The organism is Bacillus cihuensis (genome assembly GCF_000504145.1).
GTDB lineage: Bacteria > Bacillota > Bacilli > Bacillales > DSM-1321 > Peribacillus > Peribacillus huizhouensis.
In genome coordinates this window covers 341215-359687 of sequence record NZ_KI632498.1, presented here as the reverse complement: position 1 = coordinate 359687, position 18473 = coordinate 341215, and the positions used below count along the sequence as shown (strand labels likewise).

Below are 18473 nucleotides of genomic sequence, written 5' to 3'. Positions count from 1 at the left end.
GCATCGTCCCCCTATTGTTTATCCCATTCTTCAATATTCCATAAAACTCCAGATCCATGATGCCCTAATGTACGAGTAGTAATGCCACTCACTTGTTTATTTACACCATATAAAGCATCTATATATACAAGAAAGTTAAAAGCGGGATCTAATGCTAACTCCTTTTGGAACTGCTCATAAATTTTTGTTCGCTTCTCTTTATCCGTATTAATCCGCGCATCTGTTAATAGCTGATCTACTTTTGCATTTTGGTATGCATTCAAATTATAAAGACCGTCACCAATTTGGCTGCTGTGGAAAATGCGGTATGTGTGATCATCGGGATCAAATGGACTGCCCCAACCAATCATAAAGGCATCCGCTTCTTCAATTTTAATCGCCGACCAATCCAATGGCTTTAAGATGACTGAAACCCCGAGCGGCTTCAATTGTTCTGCTACAACATTGGCAAGCGCCACTCTGACAGGATCACTTATTGGTGAAACTAGTTCAAACTCCAAGCGTTTGCCATCTTTAACACGTACACCATCGCTCCCTTTTTTCCAACCTGCATCTTCTAGTAATGTATTTGCTTTTTCGGGCTGATAAGAATACATGTCTTTTTGCGGTGCATTAGCCCATGATTTTTGTAGCGGACCGTAGGCTGGCTCTCCTTTTCCCGCTAACATGCCATTTACAATTGCTTCGCGGTCAATTCCTAAATTCATCGCTTGACGAATTCTTGCATCCTTGAATAAAGGATTGCGGAAATTGTACATGACGGCCCGGTAATCTGCTGTTGAAATCGTCTTAACAGTAAAGTCATCTGCTGCTTTTACACTTGCAAGTTGATTAGGTTCCATAAGAGCAAGATCAATCTCTCCTGTCTTTAATTGTAATGCACGTGTATTAGCGTCCGGCACCGGTTTAAAAACGACTTCATCAAGCTTTGGTTTCACGCCATAATAGGTGTCGCTGCGCTCGACTGTAATTGTATGATCATTGCTCCACTCTTTCAATTTAAACGGTCCATTTCCAACTGGATTCTGGTTAAAATCCGTTGTGTTAATATCTTCATCTTGTAAAATATGTTTTGGAACAATGCCGACCTTCAGCTTGTCAAGCAAAGCCGGAAATGGATTACTTAAGATAATTTGTACTTGATTTTCTTTAAGGACATTAACTGCCTTTATTTCATTGAAGTCACCTGAAATCGGTGAATTTGTCTTTGGATCGGTGATTTTATCTAATGTGAATTTCACATCCTCGGCTGTGACAGGCTCTCCATCCTGCCATTTTGCATCATCACGCAGCGTAAATGTGTAAGTCAACTGGTCAGGTGAAATTTCCCAATCTGTAGCCAAGTCCGCAACAATTTCATTATTTGCTGTCGGTTTAGTAAGGCCCCGGAAGATTAAGCTATCAAGCTCGCTATGCTCTTCTTCATCTAGTACTGGATTTACCTGTTCGATTTCCGCCTCTATTCCATAGACAAGCTGTTTGGCTGTTTGGGATTTATCTCCAGGTTCCTCTCCAGCTTTGTCCCCAACACATCCTGAAAGTAACAACATACTTGAGACAAATGTTGATATAAGTACCGTTTTAGTTTTTTTGAATTGCATATTCTTTTCCCCCCAATTTGTTTTTTTCATGTATTCGATCACTAGGATGCAAAGTGAGCATCGACGATAATAAACAATTTGTATAGAAATTTATTGAAGAACTTAGCTCATTTGCATTTGCCTCTTCAACAATTCTTCCATCATCCATAACGAGAATACGATGGCAGAGTGCCATTGCTGCGCGAATATCATGAGAAATAAAGAGAATGGCTGTTTTTCCCTTTTTGTTAATCTCCTGCAAAAGTGACAACATTCTTGCTTGAGAACTCATATCTAAACTGGCAAACGGCTCATCTAAAATGAGAAGCTCCGGCTCCAATAGAAGTGCCCTTGCAATCGCAACTCGCTGCTTCATTCCTCCTGAAAGCTCATAAGGATACACGGAACAGATTTTTTCATGCAGACCGACCTTCTGTAATACTTCCTTAACTTTCTTCTGTTTGTTGTCACTTTTCTCTTTCCAATAATCCAGGCCTTCTCCAACAATTTTCTCTACATTCCAGCGAGGATCAAATGATGCTAGTGGATCCTGATGTACCCATTGCACACCTTTTCGAAATGGAGGGTCGCCATGCCAGGTGATCTTCCCCTGCTCATAAGGCTCTAATTGCAATAGTAAGCGGGAAAGGGTGCTTTTTCCACTACCACTCTCACCAATCAACCCAACAATCTCCCCTTTTTGAATGTGAAAGCTGACATCTCTCACTGCTTGTATAGATTGCTTGCGAAACCATTTCTTTTTAAAATAAGCTTTACCTACATTTTCTACTGTGACGAGTGGCTCACCAACGGCTTGATTTAGCTGCTCACGTATATTTGTAAGTTCCCGGTGATAGTGTAGCAATTGCTTCGTGTGCTCGTGAACGGGGTGATCAAATAATGTAACCACGGGGGCAGTCTCGACAACCGTTCCATTTTTCAAAACAACAACGTAATCTGCCATCTCCGCGACCACTCCGAGGTCATGTGTGATAAAAAGAACGCTGCCTCCTGTGCGAGTGCTCCAATCCTTGATTAGATGAAGGACTTCCGCCTGAATACGTGAGTCTAGTGCTGTTGTCGGTTCATCTGCAATCAGCAACAGAGGATTAAGTGCCAAAGCAAGTGCAAGCTGAACACGCTGCCGCATCCCCCCTGAAAGTTCAAACGGATACGATTCATACACATTTTCTGCGTTTTGCAACTGCATATCCTCCAATAATCGAATCGCCCGCTCTTTTACTTCTTTCTTGGAAAGTTCCGTATGAGTGGAGAATAGCTCCAAAAAATGCTGCCCAATGGTTCGCAAGGCATCAAAGGTAGCAGATGTATCTTGAAACACAAATCCCACTTGCGTTCCGCGATATAATTGCCTTTGCTTTTTGTTCATAGTAAGCACGTTTTTATGATTAAATTCAATCTTACCGGAAGAGATGGCCATTCCTTTTGGCAGTAAATTAAGCATGGCTTTTGCAGTGATACTTTTTCCAGAACCACTTTCACCAATAATGGCAACAATTTCTCCTGCCGGTACAACAAATGAAACATGATCCAAAAGCTGCTGTTCCTCATGATCATTCTGAAGCTGTATAGAAAGGTCCTCAACTATTAATAGATATTCCTTCATTTTCTCCCTCCTTTCTTTATTTGTGGTAGTGCAAATCGGTCTTGCAGTACATCACCTAAAAAAGTAACCGCTAGAACCGTACAGGTAATTAATAGGCCTGGAAACAATGCAATCCACCATGCCCCAGATAATAAATAACTTTGCGCCCCCATTAACATATTTCCCCATGACGGTTCGTGGGGAGGTATGCCAATCCCTAAAAAGCTTAAAGTGGCCTCTGATAAAATGGCATGGCTCACTCCGCTAATGGACATCACGATAATTGTAGGTAAGCACTGTGGCAGTAAATGTCGAGTGAGTAGTTGAGTTGATGAAGCTCCAACCACAACTGAAGCTTGAATGAAAGTTTCTCCTTTCAACGACATTATTTCTGTTCGGATTAAACGGGCGATCGGCATCCAACTTGTCATGCCGATAATAACAACAACTGAAAGCAAACTGGATGGGATAAATACTTGAATACCGATCATTAGCAGGATGCTCGGAATGCTTAGGAGGGCATCAAGTATTCTCATCATGATTCGGTCGGCCACTCCGCCTAAAAATCCACTGATAACCCCGAATCCTGCGCCAATCACAATTGCAATGATCATAGCCGCCGCTCCAACAGTAAGTGATATCCGCCCCCCGTACAACAATCGTGTCAATACATCACGGCCCAGTTCATCCGTTCCAAATAAATGAGCAGCACTTGGCGGTTGCAAAGTTTTCGCTAATCCTATCGAAAGTGGATCATAAGATGTTAATACAGGCGCCAATATTGTCGCCAAAAGCAAGAACAAGAGATAACACAGAAGACCATTTACAAGCCATTTTCTTTTTTCACTCATCTGCCTTCCTCCTTCAACAGATGCCGCCGCAGTCTCGGATCAATCCAGGCACAAATGAGATCCACCATGAAACTACCAATAATGACGATACTCATACTCAGTAAAATGGCTGCCAATAAAACCGGATAATCATGTGCAAGCGCTGCTTTTAATGAAAGTCTCCCAAGACCTGGCCATGAAAACAATGTTTCTACCACAACTGAACCAGCTAATGAAAGTGAAAGCGACATCCCCATAAAGGAAAGATAGGGAATTGAAGCATTTGGAAAGATATGTTTCCAAAGAATCGTTCTCTTAGAAATACCGCGTGCCTGAAGAGCCCAAACAAACTCTTTTTCCTGTGTGACAGCGATGTGGTTGCGCAATATACGGATATAATAACCAATATGGGACAAGCCCAGAATAAAAGCAGGCATAATAAGATGTTTCAACCAATCTCCTATTCCTCCTTGTCCCATCCCAGATGTTGGCAATACTCCTAAATATACGGAGAAGAATAGCATGAGCATTAAAGCAAACCAAAATGATGGAAGCGACATGAAGATAAAAGAAGCAACGGTGACAGCATGGTCAAAAAACGAATAACGCCGGAGACCGGTGATAACTCCTAAAAAAAGAGACAAGACGATCGTGATAACTCCAGCCGCTAACATAAGGATAATGGTCGGTTCAACCGCATGAGCGATCATCATTTTTACTTCTTCACCCGTGTTGTATGACCGTCCCCAATCTCCTTGTAGCACACCCATGAACCACTTAGCATACTGAGTATAAATAGGTTCATCCAAACCTAGATTTTCAGCAATACGGATCTGGTCAGCCTTGCTCATTTTTTGAAGCTGATCACCATACATGGCTGCTGCAGGACTACCCGGCAGCATTCGAATAAACGCAAAACAGAGAATACTTCCAATAAGAAGTACTACAATCGCTTCACTTAATCTTGAAACAATAAATCTAAGCATATGCCCTCCTTTTTTCTTTATGCAAATCAAAGAACGAACTGCTTTGTATTGCATTTATAAAATTCATTGCCAAATTCTCATAAAAGTGACACACTTTTTGAAATACGTAACACGAATGTACCTAAGTGGCAAATTATTCTCTCAGAAATTCCCCTATGTAATCATACATGTGACACGATTATCCCAATCTGTAACACGGATATTCATATTGAATGGGATTTTACAAACATCAATGCTTATATTATTATCCTTACACCGATTATGCAAGTTTTATGACAGTCCATTTTATAAAAAATTCACAATATCATCTGATCGGAGTGGATATAACTTAAAAAATCAAATCATTGCTAATTCTAGTGTTACAAATTTTTCAAATTATTAAATCAAGCAACAGAACGCGGAAATTGGATTCTTTAATTATGACAGTACAACATATTATTTATTCTCAAATAATAGTAGTACTTTTCAAGTATCTTCGTATGAACACAATTGATTATTGCGAAAAAAGACCCAGGGAAAGTATCTTTAGCCTCTACATGGGTAAAAATGGAGTAATTAGGAGAAATTATAAATGGAGGATTATCAGAACATGTATGATGTTGTCATTATCGGCGGCGGGCCATGCGGCTTAGCTACTGGCCTTGCTTTACAAGAAAAAAGGATCAGTTATGTCATTATTGAAAAAGAAGCGATTGTGAATTCCATTGTTAATTGTCCATTGGATATGCGCTTCTACAGTACTTCAAATCGTTTGGAAATAGGAAACATCCCATTCTTATCTCAAGAAGTACGACCGACACGAACAGAGTTGTTAAAATATTATCGACTCGTTACAGAACGACAAGCTATCAATATTAAATGCCATCAAAAAGTTGAACATGTTACAAAAGATGAAGATTCTTATACTGTATATACCGTTGATCGAAAGGGTACAAATAGTTCCTATCAGACACGAATGATCGTCATCGCCACCGGAATCTTTGATCATCCGAAAAGAATCGGTGTTGAAGGGGAAAACCTCGATAAAGTTATGCACTATTACAAAGAAGGACATTCCTTCCACGGCCAAGACGTAACCGTAGTTGGCGGGAAGAACTCCGCTGTTGAAGCAGCGATTGACCTGTATCGAAACGGGGCGCGTGTCACACTTGTCCATCGTGGGGACACTGTTTATAAAGGAATTAAACCATCTTTACTGTTGGATATCCGAAATTTTGTCGAAAAGGAAAAAATAAAATTTTATCCTAATTCCAGTGTTGAGGAGATCAATGAAACAACCGCTTGCATACAAACTCCAGATGGTCCAGTCACAATTCCAAATGACTATGTATTTTCACTGATTGGCTATCAACCAGATACAACAATGCTTCAAAACATGGGGATTACAATTGATTCTCAGACATTAGTACCTACCTTTAATCCAGACACTTATGAAACAAACGTTACAAATGTTTTTCTTGCGGGTGTTGTAACAGGTGGCATTACCAATCGTGTTTATATTGAAGATGGACGATTCCATGGATTGAAAATTGCAGCTGAAATTGAACAACGTCGTAACAGACAAGCATTGAAAAGCAGCTGATTTATTATCTACTTAGCGAAGAAAACTCCCCCAGGTGCTAAATTCTGCCACATAGGAGGAGTTTTTTCGTGAATGCGATTTTCTTATTGTAATCCACTATGAATCATCTCTAAATTCCATTTCATCATTTTAAGATAACTATCGCCATCATGACCTGGTTTTCCTGTTGAATCTGTAAATACTTTGCCTTTAATCTTAACTCCGGTTTCACCTGAAAGACTTTCCATGCTTCTCGGATCCACACTTGTTTCTACGAATAATGCAGGAACTTTCTTCTCCTTCACAATATCAACGATCCGTTTCATTTGATCTGGCGTTCCTTGGTTTTCCGTATTAATTTCCCAAATATATTGAGCGTCAAGTCCATAAGCAGCTGAAAAATACTTGAACGCCCCTTCACTGGTGACTAATACGCGGCGCTGTTCTGGAATATCGGCAAATCGATTAACTGCATCGTCATGTAGCTTTTGTAACTCATTCATGTACTTTTCAGCATTTTTTTGATAAGTTTCTTTATTCGTAGGATCTTTCTCGATTAACACATCACGCGCGTTTTTTGCGTATTTAATGCCATTTTCTATATTTAACCAAGCATGTGGATCTTGTTCTGTTTCTTTTCCTTTAGAAGTTAAATATTTAGGTTCAACTCCCTTGCTTAATACATATACAGGTGCATCTTTACCGCTTTTTCCTGTTGTTTCAAGCATTCGATCAAACCATCCGTTTCCGGTTTCTAAGTTCAATCCATTCTGAAATACGATGTCAGCGTCCGCTGTTTTTTGAAGATCTCTTGGCAATGGATCATACTCATGCGGATCCGTTCCAACAGGTACAATGCTGTAAATGTCAATTTTATCACCACCGACATTTTTTACAATATCGTAAAGAATGGAGTAAGTGGTGACTACTTTTAATTTATCATCCTTCTCTTTTGTGGATGTGTTCGCTTTAGGTGAGCATCCACTGATTACAAATAGTGCAACTAAAAATAATAACCCGATTTTTTTCATTGCGTTCCCCTCCTTTTTTAACTTTTTATGATCCTTTAAGAGTATGACTTATCTCGTAGTGCAGATTTCACCTTTCTTGCTCTAATTGTTCTAAAAAGCACACCTTGTTTAGGTGAGAATAAAAATGCCAAAGTAAAGAGAAACGCGCTTACCAAGACGATTGCCGCTCCAGAGGCTACATTGTAAATAAGACTTAAAAACAAACCGAAAATTGCTGATATTGCGCCAAATGCTGCAGACATGAAAATCATGACCGATAAACGATTGGTCAGTAGATAGGCTGTTGCAGCAGGTGTAATTAACATTGCAACAACGAGAATGACACCAACAGTTTGTAACGAAGCGACCGTTACCATCGTTAATAATGTCATTAAGAAGTAGTGAATTAAACGATTAGGTAATCCATATGCCGCTGACATGGTTGGATCGAAAGAACTGACAAGCAATTCTTTATAGAAGAAATAGACTGCTGCGAGAATAATAATCCCAATAACTAATGTGATCCACATATCTGAAGTACGGACGGCCAGCACATTGCCAAATAATATATGGTATAGATCAGTTGAGCTTTTGACTAATGAAATAAGAATAATCCCAATGGCAAAAAATGCCGTGAAAATAATCCCAATGGCAGCATCATTTTTGATCCGGCTATTTTGACTAACATATCCTATTCCAACGGCAGTTAGGACCCCGGTTAACACTGCTCCGAAGAAAAAGTTTATACCCAGCATGTAGGATATGGCTACCCCTGGTAACACTGCATGTGATATAGCATCTCCCATCAATGCCATTCCCCTTAGAATGATAAAGCAGCCAATCACACCACATATAATCCCGACCATTACCGAGGTTAATAAGGCCTTTTGTAAAAACGTATATTCCAATAATGCATGGATAAACTCCATTAGACGGTCACCTCATTTTGTTTCATAAATGTAAGTTGTGATTCGTAAGCTTTCATCATAATTTCAGGACGAAATACCTCACTAACAGGGCCTACATCAATAAGCTCCTTATTTAATAATATAAGTTCATCAAAATAAGTATTTGCTTTACTCAAATCATGATGAACAACAAACACGGACTTTCCCTCGTCACGTAACTCTTTTAGAATTCTCACGATCGTTTCCTCACTTGTAATATCAATCCCAACGAATGGCTCATCTAAGCAAAATAAATCTGCTTTCTGCGCTAGCGCTCTCGCAAGGAAAACACGCTGCTGCTGTCCACCGGAGAGCTCTCCAATTTGCCGCTGACTAAATTTCTCCATTCCGACCTTTTCTAAACAGTGGTAGGACCATTCTCTATGTTTCTTTTTCGGTCGGCGAAATACGCCTAAACTTGGATAAGTTCCGAGAAGAACTGTATCAATCACTGATATGGGGAAGGTCCAATCCATATCACTCCGTTGTGGAACGTAAGCAATTTTTTTACGCATTTCATTGATTGATTTACCAAACACTTCAACTGTACCTTGATCTTTTGGAATCAGTTCAAGTAAAGATTTAAGGAGTGTAGACTTCCCTGCTCCATTTGGTCCAATAATACCTACCAAATTCCCTTTTTCAATGTTGAAATTTATATTACGTAAAGCTTCATTGCCATGATAAGAAACAAATAAATTTTGAACAGACATTGCATACGTCATTTTTTAGACAACTCCTTACTTCATAATGTTCTATTAAATGAAACTTCAATCAGTGAAGGCTTTCTTCTTTAGCTGACCCAATCGGGCTTTTACGGGCAGTTAGCCTCACCTACGCTTCTTCGATTCTTCTAAGTCTTAAAGTAGGGGGCTTACTACCTGTTAATGCAGGATACAAGGTCTTTCCTAATGTCATAGATTATAGTTAGAGTTATGTTTTTAGACCGAGCTTAAATATTTAACACACCGACAAATTTGTTGCACCGAGTAAACTTTTATATTTAATATCTTATTATGCTCTAGTCATTTTGTAAACAATAATTTTGATAATTTTAATTAATCACCATATTGTTCTAACCTCGTTCAGCTTGAAGGGGATTAGATTATTTTTTAGATAAATTAATAGGGATTGTTTAGTTCACATTATAAAAACGGATACTTCCAAAAAAAGGGAGTTCTTTATTCACTAAATTGATAAGAGATAGCCACTCAAGGTCTAAAAGAATTCATAATGTGGAAGAATGCGGGGGCTACTTTCGGTTAATGCGGGATAAAAATTAATTTTTTATGGCCTTCGTTTCATACGTATCCATACTTATTCCCTTTTGAAAAGTCGATAAAGTCCATTTAAAATTAATTTCCATAAGATTGAATGAAAATGATTGTTATTATCAATACTATAAAGAGAAACTTCAATTAGTAAGGATTTTCTTCATTACTAATTGTTAGTCCCGTTCCTGTCGCTAAACCTTCGATAAAGAGACAGTACAAACCCGGATTCAATGAATCACAGACTAATTGCGCCGCGTCCTGCGGCAACGTCTGTGAGACCCACAGCCTATGGGTCTCAACTATACCTTTGAAAACCACTAAGGTAAGTTTTACTGTATCTCACCAATCGGGCTTTTACAGGGAGTTCCTTCACCTACGCTCCTTCGATTCCTCTCAGCTTTGAGGTGGGGGTCTAAATGCCCGTTAATGCGAGATAAATAGGAAAAGGATGTCCTATATAGATCACCCCCGCAGCTACGACAAACAATTTACACTAAAGTGGATAAACTGTTTGTTGTGTGCTAGGCTAGACCCATTCGGACATCCTCGCAAATTTTACTTAAACTTCAGGAACAAATGTTTTGCAATCCGTTTCTTCGCTATTGGATGCTTCTTTGCCCTTATGACTTACTACATAAATGGACTCGGCTTTACATTGATTACCAGAATCCCAATACTTGCAGTTATTTACCTCACATAAAACATCTTGAGCCATGATATCACACCCCCTCCTTTATTATCATTAACAAATTTGAATGGGTTAATACTACATTTATTACGTATTAAGTTACTCTACATTTTTTTTAATACTGTTAGATATCTCCTGCATATTCTCAGAATTTCCATCATATTCATCTAAATCATTCAAGAATAATGTTAATTGGACTACCCACAACTTCATGAGCCCCACCTCCAACAAATATTCTAACCTTATGCTATTCACCGTTATCCAACTTAACTATAGATAACTGATTATGAACTCATAGTATTTTTTTATGACCGCCCTGGACCTATTTGGTATTAATAAAACAGTTCTAATCATATTGTTATAAAAGAAAACTTAGAAGGAGTGTAAACTTGTTGATAAAAGTGAAGGTTAGTTTACGGCCCATTGTAAGTAAGCTAAATTTACCAACTGTTTTGAAAACAGCGATACTTCCGGGTGATTCAAAAGAAGCATTATTTATTGCAACCCAGGTAGGAGAGATTTTTTACATAAGAGAAGGAGTTATACGGACTTTTTTAGATATTCGCCCTCGAATTGTAAAACTTGGTAATTCTGAACCAGGTGTTTCTCCTGGTGGATATGATGAACGAGGATTGCTAGGGCTAGCGTTTCATCCAGAATTTTATTATAACGGTCTGTTTTATCTTCATTATTCAGTAGCTGGAACACAAGGTCCCGGTGCTCTTTCTGAACCTTTTAGGCCTAACCCGTGTGATCCCAGAACTTTAAATCTAAGATGGATAAATAGAGAAACTCAATATGATCATATTGATACAGTTGAAGAATGGATTTTACCATCGAATGGTCAACCTGAAAAACGACGGACATTACTAAACTTAAGAAGACCATTTTTTAATCATAATGGTGTTAATAGCCTAAACTTTTCACCTGAAACGGGAAAACTTGTTTTAACCACCGGGGATGGTGGATCAGGCTATGATCCATTCAATTTAAGCCAGAATGATATGGAAATCGCCGGTAAAATAATTGAAATTGATGTAGTTAAGAATACATTTATCCAAAATCCACCCGTAGTCACACGGTTTAATGAACTTCCCATACCTATTCAGGAAACACTTACGGTGATTGCCAAAGGGGTTCGGAATATACCGGGCATATCATTTCAAAGGTTTTATAATCAATATATCAAATATGTGGGAAATGTCGGACAGGTTGTGGTAGAGTCAATTTTTTCTTTCGTTCAGAATAAAACAATACCGGTTACCCAGCTTGTTCAAGCTTTTTTAATGAAATCTGAAACTGACCAAGAAGGATTTATTAACTTTGGCTGGCGAGCGTGGGAAGGTGCTTTCCCTACTTCAACTATAATGGGCTGCTCTGCAAATCCAACTTTGGATGAGAAAACAATCGCTTATTACAATGAAGCAATAAATACTTCAGTGAAACGTATTCAGCCTATAACTAATTATTTTCATAAAGATCCCCGACCAGGTAAATTTGGAGGAACTGCACTTACAGGAGTGCAAGCCTATATGGGGAATGGAATCCCCGCTTTAACAGGAAGTGTTGTGTTTACCGATCTTGCCCTGAAGGAAGAATCTCAATCTCCGGCTAGAGGGGTTTTAGCTTATACTAGGATAAGAACAGATTGTAAACTGAATGATTTTAGTGTTATTCAAACCGACTATAATTTTGGGTCTCAATCAGCTTATTATGTTAGTTTGGGGACGAATCTGGATCAAACCAGACTATATTTAGGAGTTTATGGCTCTATGAATGTGACTGATTTTAACCAAGGTACTGTTTTTGAGATTATTCCGTGATTCAAAACTATATAATTCGACTTAATACCTTCAATGCATGATCTACCGAATGACCTTATCAAAACAAAAACACGCTGAAGCCATTGAGGAATTATGAGATGTATGGATAAGCAAATGCCCCCCAATTTGTTGGACTATTTATCGAGATGATTTCGGAAGACTAACCTGCCCCTCATACAATAGAGGGAGCTGCCGCAGCAACTCCTGGTTCTCAACAAACACACCTGTTTGTTTAATAATATTATTAATAAGCAAGTTACTAGTGTTGCCTATTAACAAGCAAGGCCCGATTGGCCCTGCTTGTTATTTGACTATTACATTTCCAACCATTCCTTCATTGAAATGGTACCGACATATCAATTCATATGTACCTGGCTTTTCCGGGTTCACGGTAATGGTTTTTTCTTTTCCCGGCTGGACTTCAGCGTCAATTCCAAGCTTTTCCACTGTGAAGGTGTGTTCTTTCTTACCCTTATTTTTCAATATCAACGTTGTCGTTCTTCCATTGGAAATAGTGATGACTTTCGGATTAAAGTAATCATCGTTTATCTCGACCTCAATATCTTTCACCGTCTCCATAGGTTGTGTTACGACACCGGAATCGGCAAATACGCCGAGTGAGCCTGAAGTGTTCACAACCACAATCATCGAAAGCAAAACTACCAATCCTGTTAAACACTTTTTCACAAACATTCTCAAGCCCTCCTTTCGTATACAGTATCTTTTCCAATTTATAAAATATTATCACTATAAATTGGGTTCCAACGTGCTTTCAAATAGGAACTCTTTTATCTGAAACAGTGACAAGTAAAAAAATCGACTTAAATGACGATCTTCTGAAATCCATTCTTATTCAATTAAAGGGGAGCTGCCCGCAGCAACTAAAATGAATGTTATTCCAGAAGAGGTCTTTAATCCAACCGTTGTTATAAAATTTTACTTAATACCGCTTTTAATGATTTTAACCGATTCAGTTTTGTTCGTGATGAGACAGCCAATATGTCTAAATAATGATAAATAGAATCTGCCGAAATATCTTAAACAATCATTTACTTCTACAAACTGATTAAAGATATATTTATAGCTTTCAATTGTTCGTTGACGATTCCCCGCAACTCTCATTTGCTGAAATACTGTGTTTAGTGCGGTAACCACTTTAATAGCGTCGTTTAAACTCACTCTTTGAATTTTATACAACTACGTCACCATTTACTGCAAATACACCATGCTTTCTCTTATTAGACAAAATAAAAACCTCCATATTCATAGATGAAATTGAAGGTCTCCAAATAGTAATAATATGTAAGTATGAAAAAAGGGATATTATAACGAGATTCAACACCCGTTCAATATCCCTAGTTTATCTAATCGTTAATTGTGACGTAAATCATATAATTTCCAAATTGTAGATCATAACTTTTCCGAACTTACAACCACAAGGGTTTAAAGTCCTTTATCGATAAAATTTCTATAATTATTAAACAACGATTTTAATTAAAATTGAGTCAAATATATACATTTCAACATTATTGGGAAAATTTATTATTTTTTTAACTCAAGGAAATTATATGATTGATATTATTTGGTTATAGCTATTGATTGGGAAAAAAGTTTAATCAACAAGAGGCTGCAAACGTTGGTTTTAAAATAGAAGTAAAACTAGTACTTTGAAATATAAATTTATCAATTTTTTCCTTTTCAAAATATTTCACACTATTTATGTGAATAATTTAGATATTTTTGAACTGGTATGTCAACACTAAACTAGACAACTTTTTTTAGGTGTTCAAGTTTAGTGTTGACATACCAGCTTTACCCACTTGTAGTATCCACTTCTTGATACTTTAGCCAGATGACAAAGTAGCTCTATAGAATGAGCTTGTTTAGATAAATCATTAATGATTTGAAATAGAATACTAGGTTTTAGATCCATTCCCCCTTTTACATCTTTAAAAACTTTTTTAACAATTCATTCTCAGCTTCTAACCGCTTTATTTTCTGTTGGGTATTTTCAAAGGTAGATGGAGAGACTCTACTAGACTCACGCTTTCTGCCGCGTTTTTCTCAAAGACCAACCATCCCATCTTCACTAAACTGTTTAACCCATCTTTGTATGTTTTTTCGATGAATGTGAATGTTTAATTCTCTGGAAACAGCTGCATAATTCTTCTTTTGATGATATAAATCCACTACTGTCTTCTGATATTTCATAATTCTCTGCTTTTTTCTCCATAAAAAATACCCCCTTCTAGTAGACAGGTTAATGCGCTTTTTAAAACGTGTCTACTAGAAGGGGAGCATACCATAGTCAGGGTTATGCCTTATTTTTAACGGGACCATATTATCTAGGACTCAAGTCTCAACTGAATTTCAGTCCCAGGATAGATAGTTTAGTGTTTACATACCAACACATGAAGATTTAGCTTATGGTTATAGAAAGTTTCACCGCTTTAGAATACATACTTTGGAGTGCGTGAGGAAGACTTAATATGGATTATAGCTTCTTTTTTTCGAAGTTTTAGTGGAGGGTTGTCTATAAGCTGAAAATGGAGAGAGTGTGGAGTGACTTTAATCTAGTGAAATTATTTCCGGATAACTTAGAAAGGAATTCTTAAAAAGAAAGGGGTACATATATGAAAACAAAATGGATCCTATTAGCCATTCTTTCTATCATGGCCATTGTACTGACTGGCTGTGACTCGATAGCTGTCTTAGATCCCAAAGGACCTCAAGCCCAAACGCAAGCCAATGTGATTTGGCTATCAATTGCGATCATGTTGGTTATTGTTATTGTTGTTTGTGCGATTTTAGTCATTGTGTTAATAAAATACCGCGACTCTAACCTACCTAAAGATTATGAACCACCCTACATTGAAGGGAATCATGTTGTTGAATCGATTATTGTTGGGGTTCCAGTATTAATCGTCATTTTCTTCTCCTTTGTTTCTGTAATTTCCAATAATAAAGTAGAGGCCACACCGCAAGAATACAAAGGTCAAGATCCGTTAGTTATTTACGCTTCATCCTCTGACTGGAAGTGGCATTTTAGTTATCCAGAAAATCATATCGAGACAGTAAACTACTTGTATATTCCAACAAATCGACCACTTGAATTTAAACTTTATTCATTCGGACCTATCACGAGTTTCTGGATTCCACAACTTGGCGGTCAAAAATATGCCATGTCTAACATGGTTACTACGTTGCACTTAGCAGCAGATGAATCAGGGGAAATGATGGGACGGAATGCAAACTTTAGTGGGAAAGGATTCGCTGAAAATACGTTCCATGTAAAAGCGATGTCTCAAGATAAGTTTGATGAATGGGTAAAGGAAGTTAAAGAAACTGCAAAACCCATTACGGTAGTAAGATTTAATGAATTATTAAAACCGGGTCATGAGGGACAGTTAACGTTTACTGGAACTCATTTAGAATTCTCACCAGCTCCAGAAGGTGAAAATGCGGGACACCATCATGGTTCAAGTGACTCTAATGCAGATTCAAAAGTTGAAAATATGGAGCATGATCACAAGTCAAGTAATAGTAAAGAAAAATCGGCAAACAATCATGAATAGTTTCTTAGTTTATCGCAAGAAAGATATTTTCAGAAAGGAAGAGCAACAGTATGGGTTTTTTTTCTAGATTTCTTATACCTAATCCTAGTCCCGTCATTTATTCGTCAATGGTAGCCATTGGTGTTGTAGTGATCTTAATCATTGTTGGTTTAACTCACTTTAAAAAATGGATTTATTTATGGAATGGATGGCTAACAACAGTCGATCATAAAAGAATTGGTATTATGTATCTTATCTCTGCTTTGTTGATGCTATTTCGTGGTGGGGTAGATGCACTGATGATGCGAGCACAACTTGCCGTACCTGATAACAAATTGTTAGATTCACAGCACTATAATGAAATTTTTTCAACACACGGGGTTGTGATGATTATCTTTATGGCTATGCCGTATATTATGGCCTTAATGAACGTCGTAGTGCCATTACAGATTGGGGCTCGAGATGTAGCCTTCCCCCGTCTAAATGCCATCAGTTTTTGGTTGTTTTTTATGGGTGCGATGTTATTTAACATCTCTTTTGTACTTGGTGGTTCGCCTGACGCAGGGTGGACATCTTATTTTCCACTTGCTGGTAATGAATTTAGCCCGCATGTTGGAACGAATTATTATATGATTGGTCTTCAAATAGCCGGTTTAGGTACATTATTAACAGGAATTAACTTTCTCACTACCATTCTTAAAATGAGAGCACCTGGTATGACATTAATGAAAATGCCGATGTTTACATGGTCTGCATTGGTCACGAATGTTATTATCATTTTCGCCTTTCCTGTATTAACAGTGGCGCTTATTATGGGATCAATGGATCGACTTTTCGGAACCCAGTTTTTTTCAATGACTAACGGCGGAATGGATATGCTTTGGGCAAACCTATTCTGGGTATGGGGACATCCTGAAGTATATATCTTAATCATGCCCGCATTTGGTATTTATAGTGAGATTATTCCAACCTTTGCACGACGTAATCTATATGGCTATCGATCCATGGTTGCTTCAATGGTTATAATCTCCCTTCTTTCATTCTTAGTTTGGACTCACCACTTTTTTACAATGGGTCAAACAGCAGCTGTTAATAGTATTTTTTCAATTACAACGATGGCAATTGCAATTCCGACTGGAATTAAGATTTTTAACTGGTTGTTTACGATGTGGAAAGGAAGAATCAGATTTACGGTTCCTATGCTTTATGCACTAGGATTTATCCCTCTATTCACAATTGGTGGAGTTACCGGGGTTATGCTTGCAATGTCAGCGGCGGATTATCAATACCATAATACCATGTTTTTAGTAGCTCACTTCCACAATGTCATCATTCCGGGTGTAGCATTTGCTGTGCTTGCTGGTAGCACTTACTACTGGCCCAAAATGTTTGGCTTCATGCTGAATGAAAGAATTGGAAAATGGGCGTTTTGGTTTCTATCCATTGGCTTTTGTTTAGCATTTTTTCCTATGTATATCACTGGTTTAGATGGACAAACACGTCGTATATACACATACTCTGCATCAACTGGATTTGGACCATTGAATATGGTTTCGTTTATTGGGGCCGTTCTTATGGCAATCGGCTTCGCCTTAGTCGTATATACAATTTATTACAGTATTCGTCATGCAACAAGAAATGCTGCGGATGATCCGTGGGACGCACGTACCCTTGAATGGGCTACACATAATCCTGTACCTGAATATAACTTTGCTATTATTCCGCAAGTGAGAAATAAGGAAGCGTTTTGGGATGCAAAACACAATGGTCATGAATTATTCAAAGGTGACTATGAAAAAATCCATATGCCAAATCATAGTGGTGTACCGTTTATCATGTCCTGTATCTTCTTCGTCTTTGGTTTTGGAATGGTATTCAGCATATGGTTTCTTGCTATTATTGGGGTAATCGGTATCTTTGTTTGCATGGCTCATCGTTCATTTGAGATTGATCATGGGCATTACATTTCTGTAGAAGAAATTAAAGAAACAGAAATGAAACTGGGAGGTACTACTCGATGAAAATAGATCACTCACAGCCTCTTGAATATAGTACGGAACAAAACCGACTCAATATCTTAGGATTCTGGATCTTTCTTGGAGCCGAGATTATGCTCTTTGCAACGTTATTTGCATCATATTTTACTTTAGCTGACCGTACGGGATCGGGACCTACTGGAGCAGAAATTTTCGAAATCACTCCAGTACTTGCTGAAACATTCTTGCTCTTAACAAGCAGTTTTGTCATCGGGCTTGGAATTCATGCCATGCGAATTGGCAACAAGAAAGCCATGTTGACATTCTTCGTAATCACTCTCATTCTTGGATTAGGATTCTTAGGATTTGAAATTATGGAGTTCGTTACCTATTATCACGAAGGGGCTACACTGCAAACTAGTGCATTTACATCGATGCTCTTTACAACATTAGGAACACATGGAGCACATGTTACATTAGGACTTTTCTGGGGGTTATTTATTATCCTTCAAGTGAAAAAGCGTGGGTTGACTCCTGAAACAGCCAATAAATCATTTATTTTCTCTCTTTATTGGCATTTCTTAGATATTGTTTGGATCTTCATTTTCACTTTCATCTACTTGAAAGGAATGACGTAA

General features: G+C 38.0%; 16 protein-coding genes and 1 pseudogene. 5 read left to right on the top strand and 12 right to left on the bottom strand.

The features are described from left to right. Nucleotides 1-11: 11 nt before the first annotated feature. The 5 genes and pseudogenes from V179_RS0123560 to V179_RS0123545 all read right to left on the bottom strand — a co-directional run bounded on the left by V179_RS0123560 (nucleotide 12) and on the right by V179_RS0123545 (nucleotide 5002). Nucleotides 12-1601, bottom strand: coding sequence for an ABC transporter substrate-binding protein (locus V179_RS0123560; protein WP_028393645.1), 1590 nt, complete (start codon nucleotides 1599-1601; stop codon nucleotides 12-14). After that, nucleotides 1582-2490 carry an ABC transporter ATP-binding protein gene (locus V179_RS32580; protein ID WP_407637274.1) on the bottom strand — a complete coding sequence of 303 codons (909 nt, stop codon included), beginning with the start codon at nucleotides 2488-2490 and terminating at the stop codon, nucleotides 1582-1584. Before V179_RS32580 ends, V179_RS0123560 begins: the two co-directional genes overlap by 20 nt. Then, a pseudogene (locus V179_RS32575) lies at nucleotides 2485-3207 on the bottom strand (ATP-binding cassette domain-containing protein); the annotation flags it as partial. The gene V179_RS32580 and the pseudogene V179_RS32575, both read right to left, overlap by 6 nt. Beyond that, entirely contained in the window at nucleotides 3204-4037 is an 834-nt protein-coding gene (locus tag V179_RS0123550) for an ABC transporter permease (protein ID WP_028393644.1), read from the bottom strand. The gene V179_RS0123550 and the pseudogene V179_RS32575, both read right to left, overlap by 4 nt. After that, the gene (locus V179_RS0123545) at nucleotides 4034-5002 is read right to left on the bottom strand and encodes an ABC transporter permease (RefSeq protein ID WP_028393643.1); all 969 of its coding nucleotides are present in this window, start codon (nucleotides 5000-5002) and stop codon (nucleotides 4034-4036) included. Before V179_RS0123545 ends, V179_RS0123550 begins: the two co-directional genes overlap by 4 nt. 571 nt (nucleotides 5003-5573) lie before the next feature. On the opposite strand from V179_RS0123545, the gene V179_RS0123540 reads away from it, so the two are divergent. Continuing rightward, nucleotides 5574-6584: a YpdA family putative bacillithiol disulfide reductase gene (locus V179_RS0123540; protein WP_051405110.1), complete on the top strand. Its 1011-nt coding sequence runs from the start codon at nucleotides 5574-5576 to the stop codon at nucleotides 6582-6584. An 83-nt stretch (nucleotides 6585-6667) separates the two neighbouring features. Here V179_RS0123540 and V179_RS0123535 read toward each other — a convergent pair whose 3' ends face one another. From V179_RS0123535 to V179_RS30305, 4 genes are all read right to left on the bottom strand, one after another. Continuing rightward, nucleotides 6668-7594, bottom strand: coding sequence for a metal ABC transporter substrate-binding protein (locus V179_RS0123535; RefSeq protein WP_028393641.1), 927 nt, complete (start codon nucleotides 7592-7594; stop codon nucleotides 6668-6670). Between the two features lie 35 nt (nucleotides 7595-7629). Continuing rightward, complete coding sequence (locus V179_RS0123530; protein ID WP_028393640.1) at nucleotides 7630-8502, bottom strand: metal ABC transporter permease; 873 nt, start codon at nucleotides 8500-8502, stop codon at nucleotides 7630-7632. Further along, nucleotides 8502-9245, bottom strand: a complete 744-nt coding sequence (locus V179_RS0123525) for a metal ABC transporter ATP-binding protein (RefSeq protein WP_028393639.1) — start codon at nucleotides 9243-9245, stop codon at nucleotides 8502-8504. The genes V179_RS0123530 and V179_RS0123525 overlap by 1 nt, the downstream gene beginning before the upstream one ends. A gap of 1108 nt (nucleotides 9246-10353) precedes the next feature. Beyond that, a complete protein-coding gene (locus tag V179_RS30305; protein ID WP_084552472.1) occupies nucleotides 10354-10509 on the bottom strand; it encodes a DUF1540 domain-containing protein in 156 nt (51 codons plus the stop codon). Between the two features lie 365 nt (nucleotides 10510-10874). Between V179_RS30305 and V179_RS0123510 the strand changes: the two genes are divergently transcribed. Continuing rightward, entirely contained in the window at nucleotides 10875-12305 is a 1431-nt protein-coding gene (locus tag V179_RS0123510; protein ID WP_028393638.1) for a PQQ-dependent sugar dehydrogenase, read from the top strand. 303 nt (nucleotides 12306-12608) lie between these two features. On the opposite strand, the gene V179_RS0123505 is transcribed toward V179_RS0123510, so the two are convergent. The 3 genes from V179_RS0123505 to V179_RS30840 form a co-directional block, all read right to left on the bottom strand. Continuing rightward, entirely contained in the window at nucleotides 12609-12998 is a 390-nt protein-coding gene (locus tag V179_RS0123505) for a cupredoxin domain-containing protein (protein WP_028393637.1), read from the bottom strand. 243 nt (nucleotides 12999-13241) lie between these two features. Then, nucleotides 13242-13502: a hypothetical protein gene (locus tag V179_RS30845; RefSeq protein WP_152534806.1), complete on the bottom strand. Its 261-nt coding sequence runs from the start codon at nucleotides 13500-13502 to the stop codon at nucleotides 13242-13244. 867 nt (nucleotides 13503-14369) lie between these two features. After that, nucleotides 14370-14516 carry a helix-turn-helix domain-containing protein gene (locus tag V179_RS30840; RefSeq protein ID WP_152534805.1) on the bottom strand — a complete coding sequence of 49 codons (147 nt, stop codon included), beginning with the start codon at nucleotides 14514-14516 and terminating at the stop codon, nucleotides 14370-14372. Nucleotides 14517-14938: 422 nt separating this feature from the next. Between V179_RS30840 and qoxA the strand changes: the two genes are divergently transcribed. Genes qoxA through qoxC form a run of 3 tightly spaced genes read left to right on the top strand, consistent with a single transcriptional unit; the run spans nucleotide 14939 to nucleotide 18473 of the window. Continuing rightward, complete coding sequence (gene qoxA, locus V179_RS0123495; RefSeq protein WP_028393636.1) at nucleotides 14939-15880, top strand: cytochrome aa3 quinol oxidase subunit II; 942 nt, start codon at nucleotides 14939-14941, stop codon at nucleotides 15878-15880. Nucleotides 15881-15930: 50 nt separating this feature from the next. Beyond that, complete coding sequence (gene qoxB, locus V179_RS0123490) at nucleotides 15931-17880, top strand: cytochrome aa3 quinol oxidase subunit I (RefSeq protein WP_028393635.1); 1950 nt, start codon at nucleotides 15931-15933, stop codon at nucleotides 17878-17880. Then, on the top strand, nucleotides 17877-18473 hold the full coding sequence (gene qoxC, locus V179_RS0123485) for a cytochrome aa3 quinol oxidase subunit III (RefSeq protein WP_028393634.1): 597 nt from the start codon (nucleotides 17877-17879) through the stop codon (nucleotides 18471-18473). Before qoxB ends, qoxC begins: the two co-directional genes overlap by 4 nt.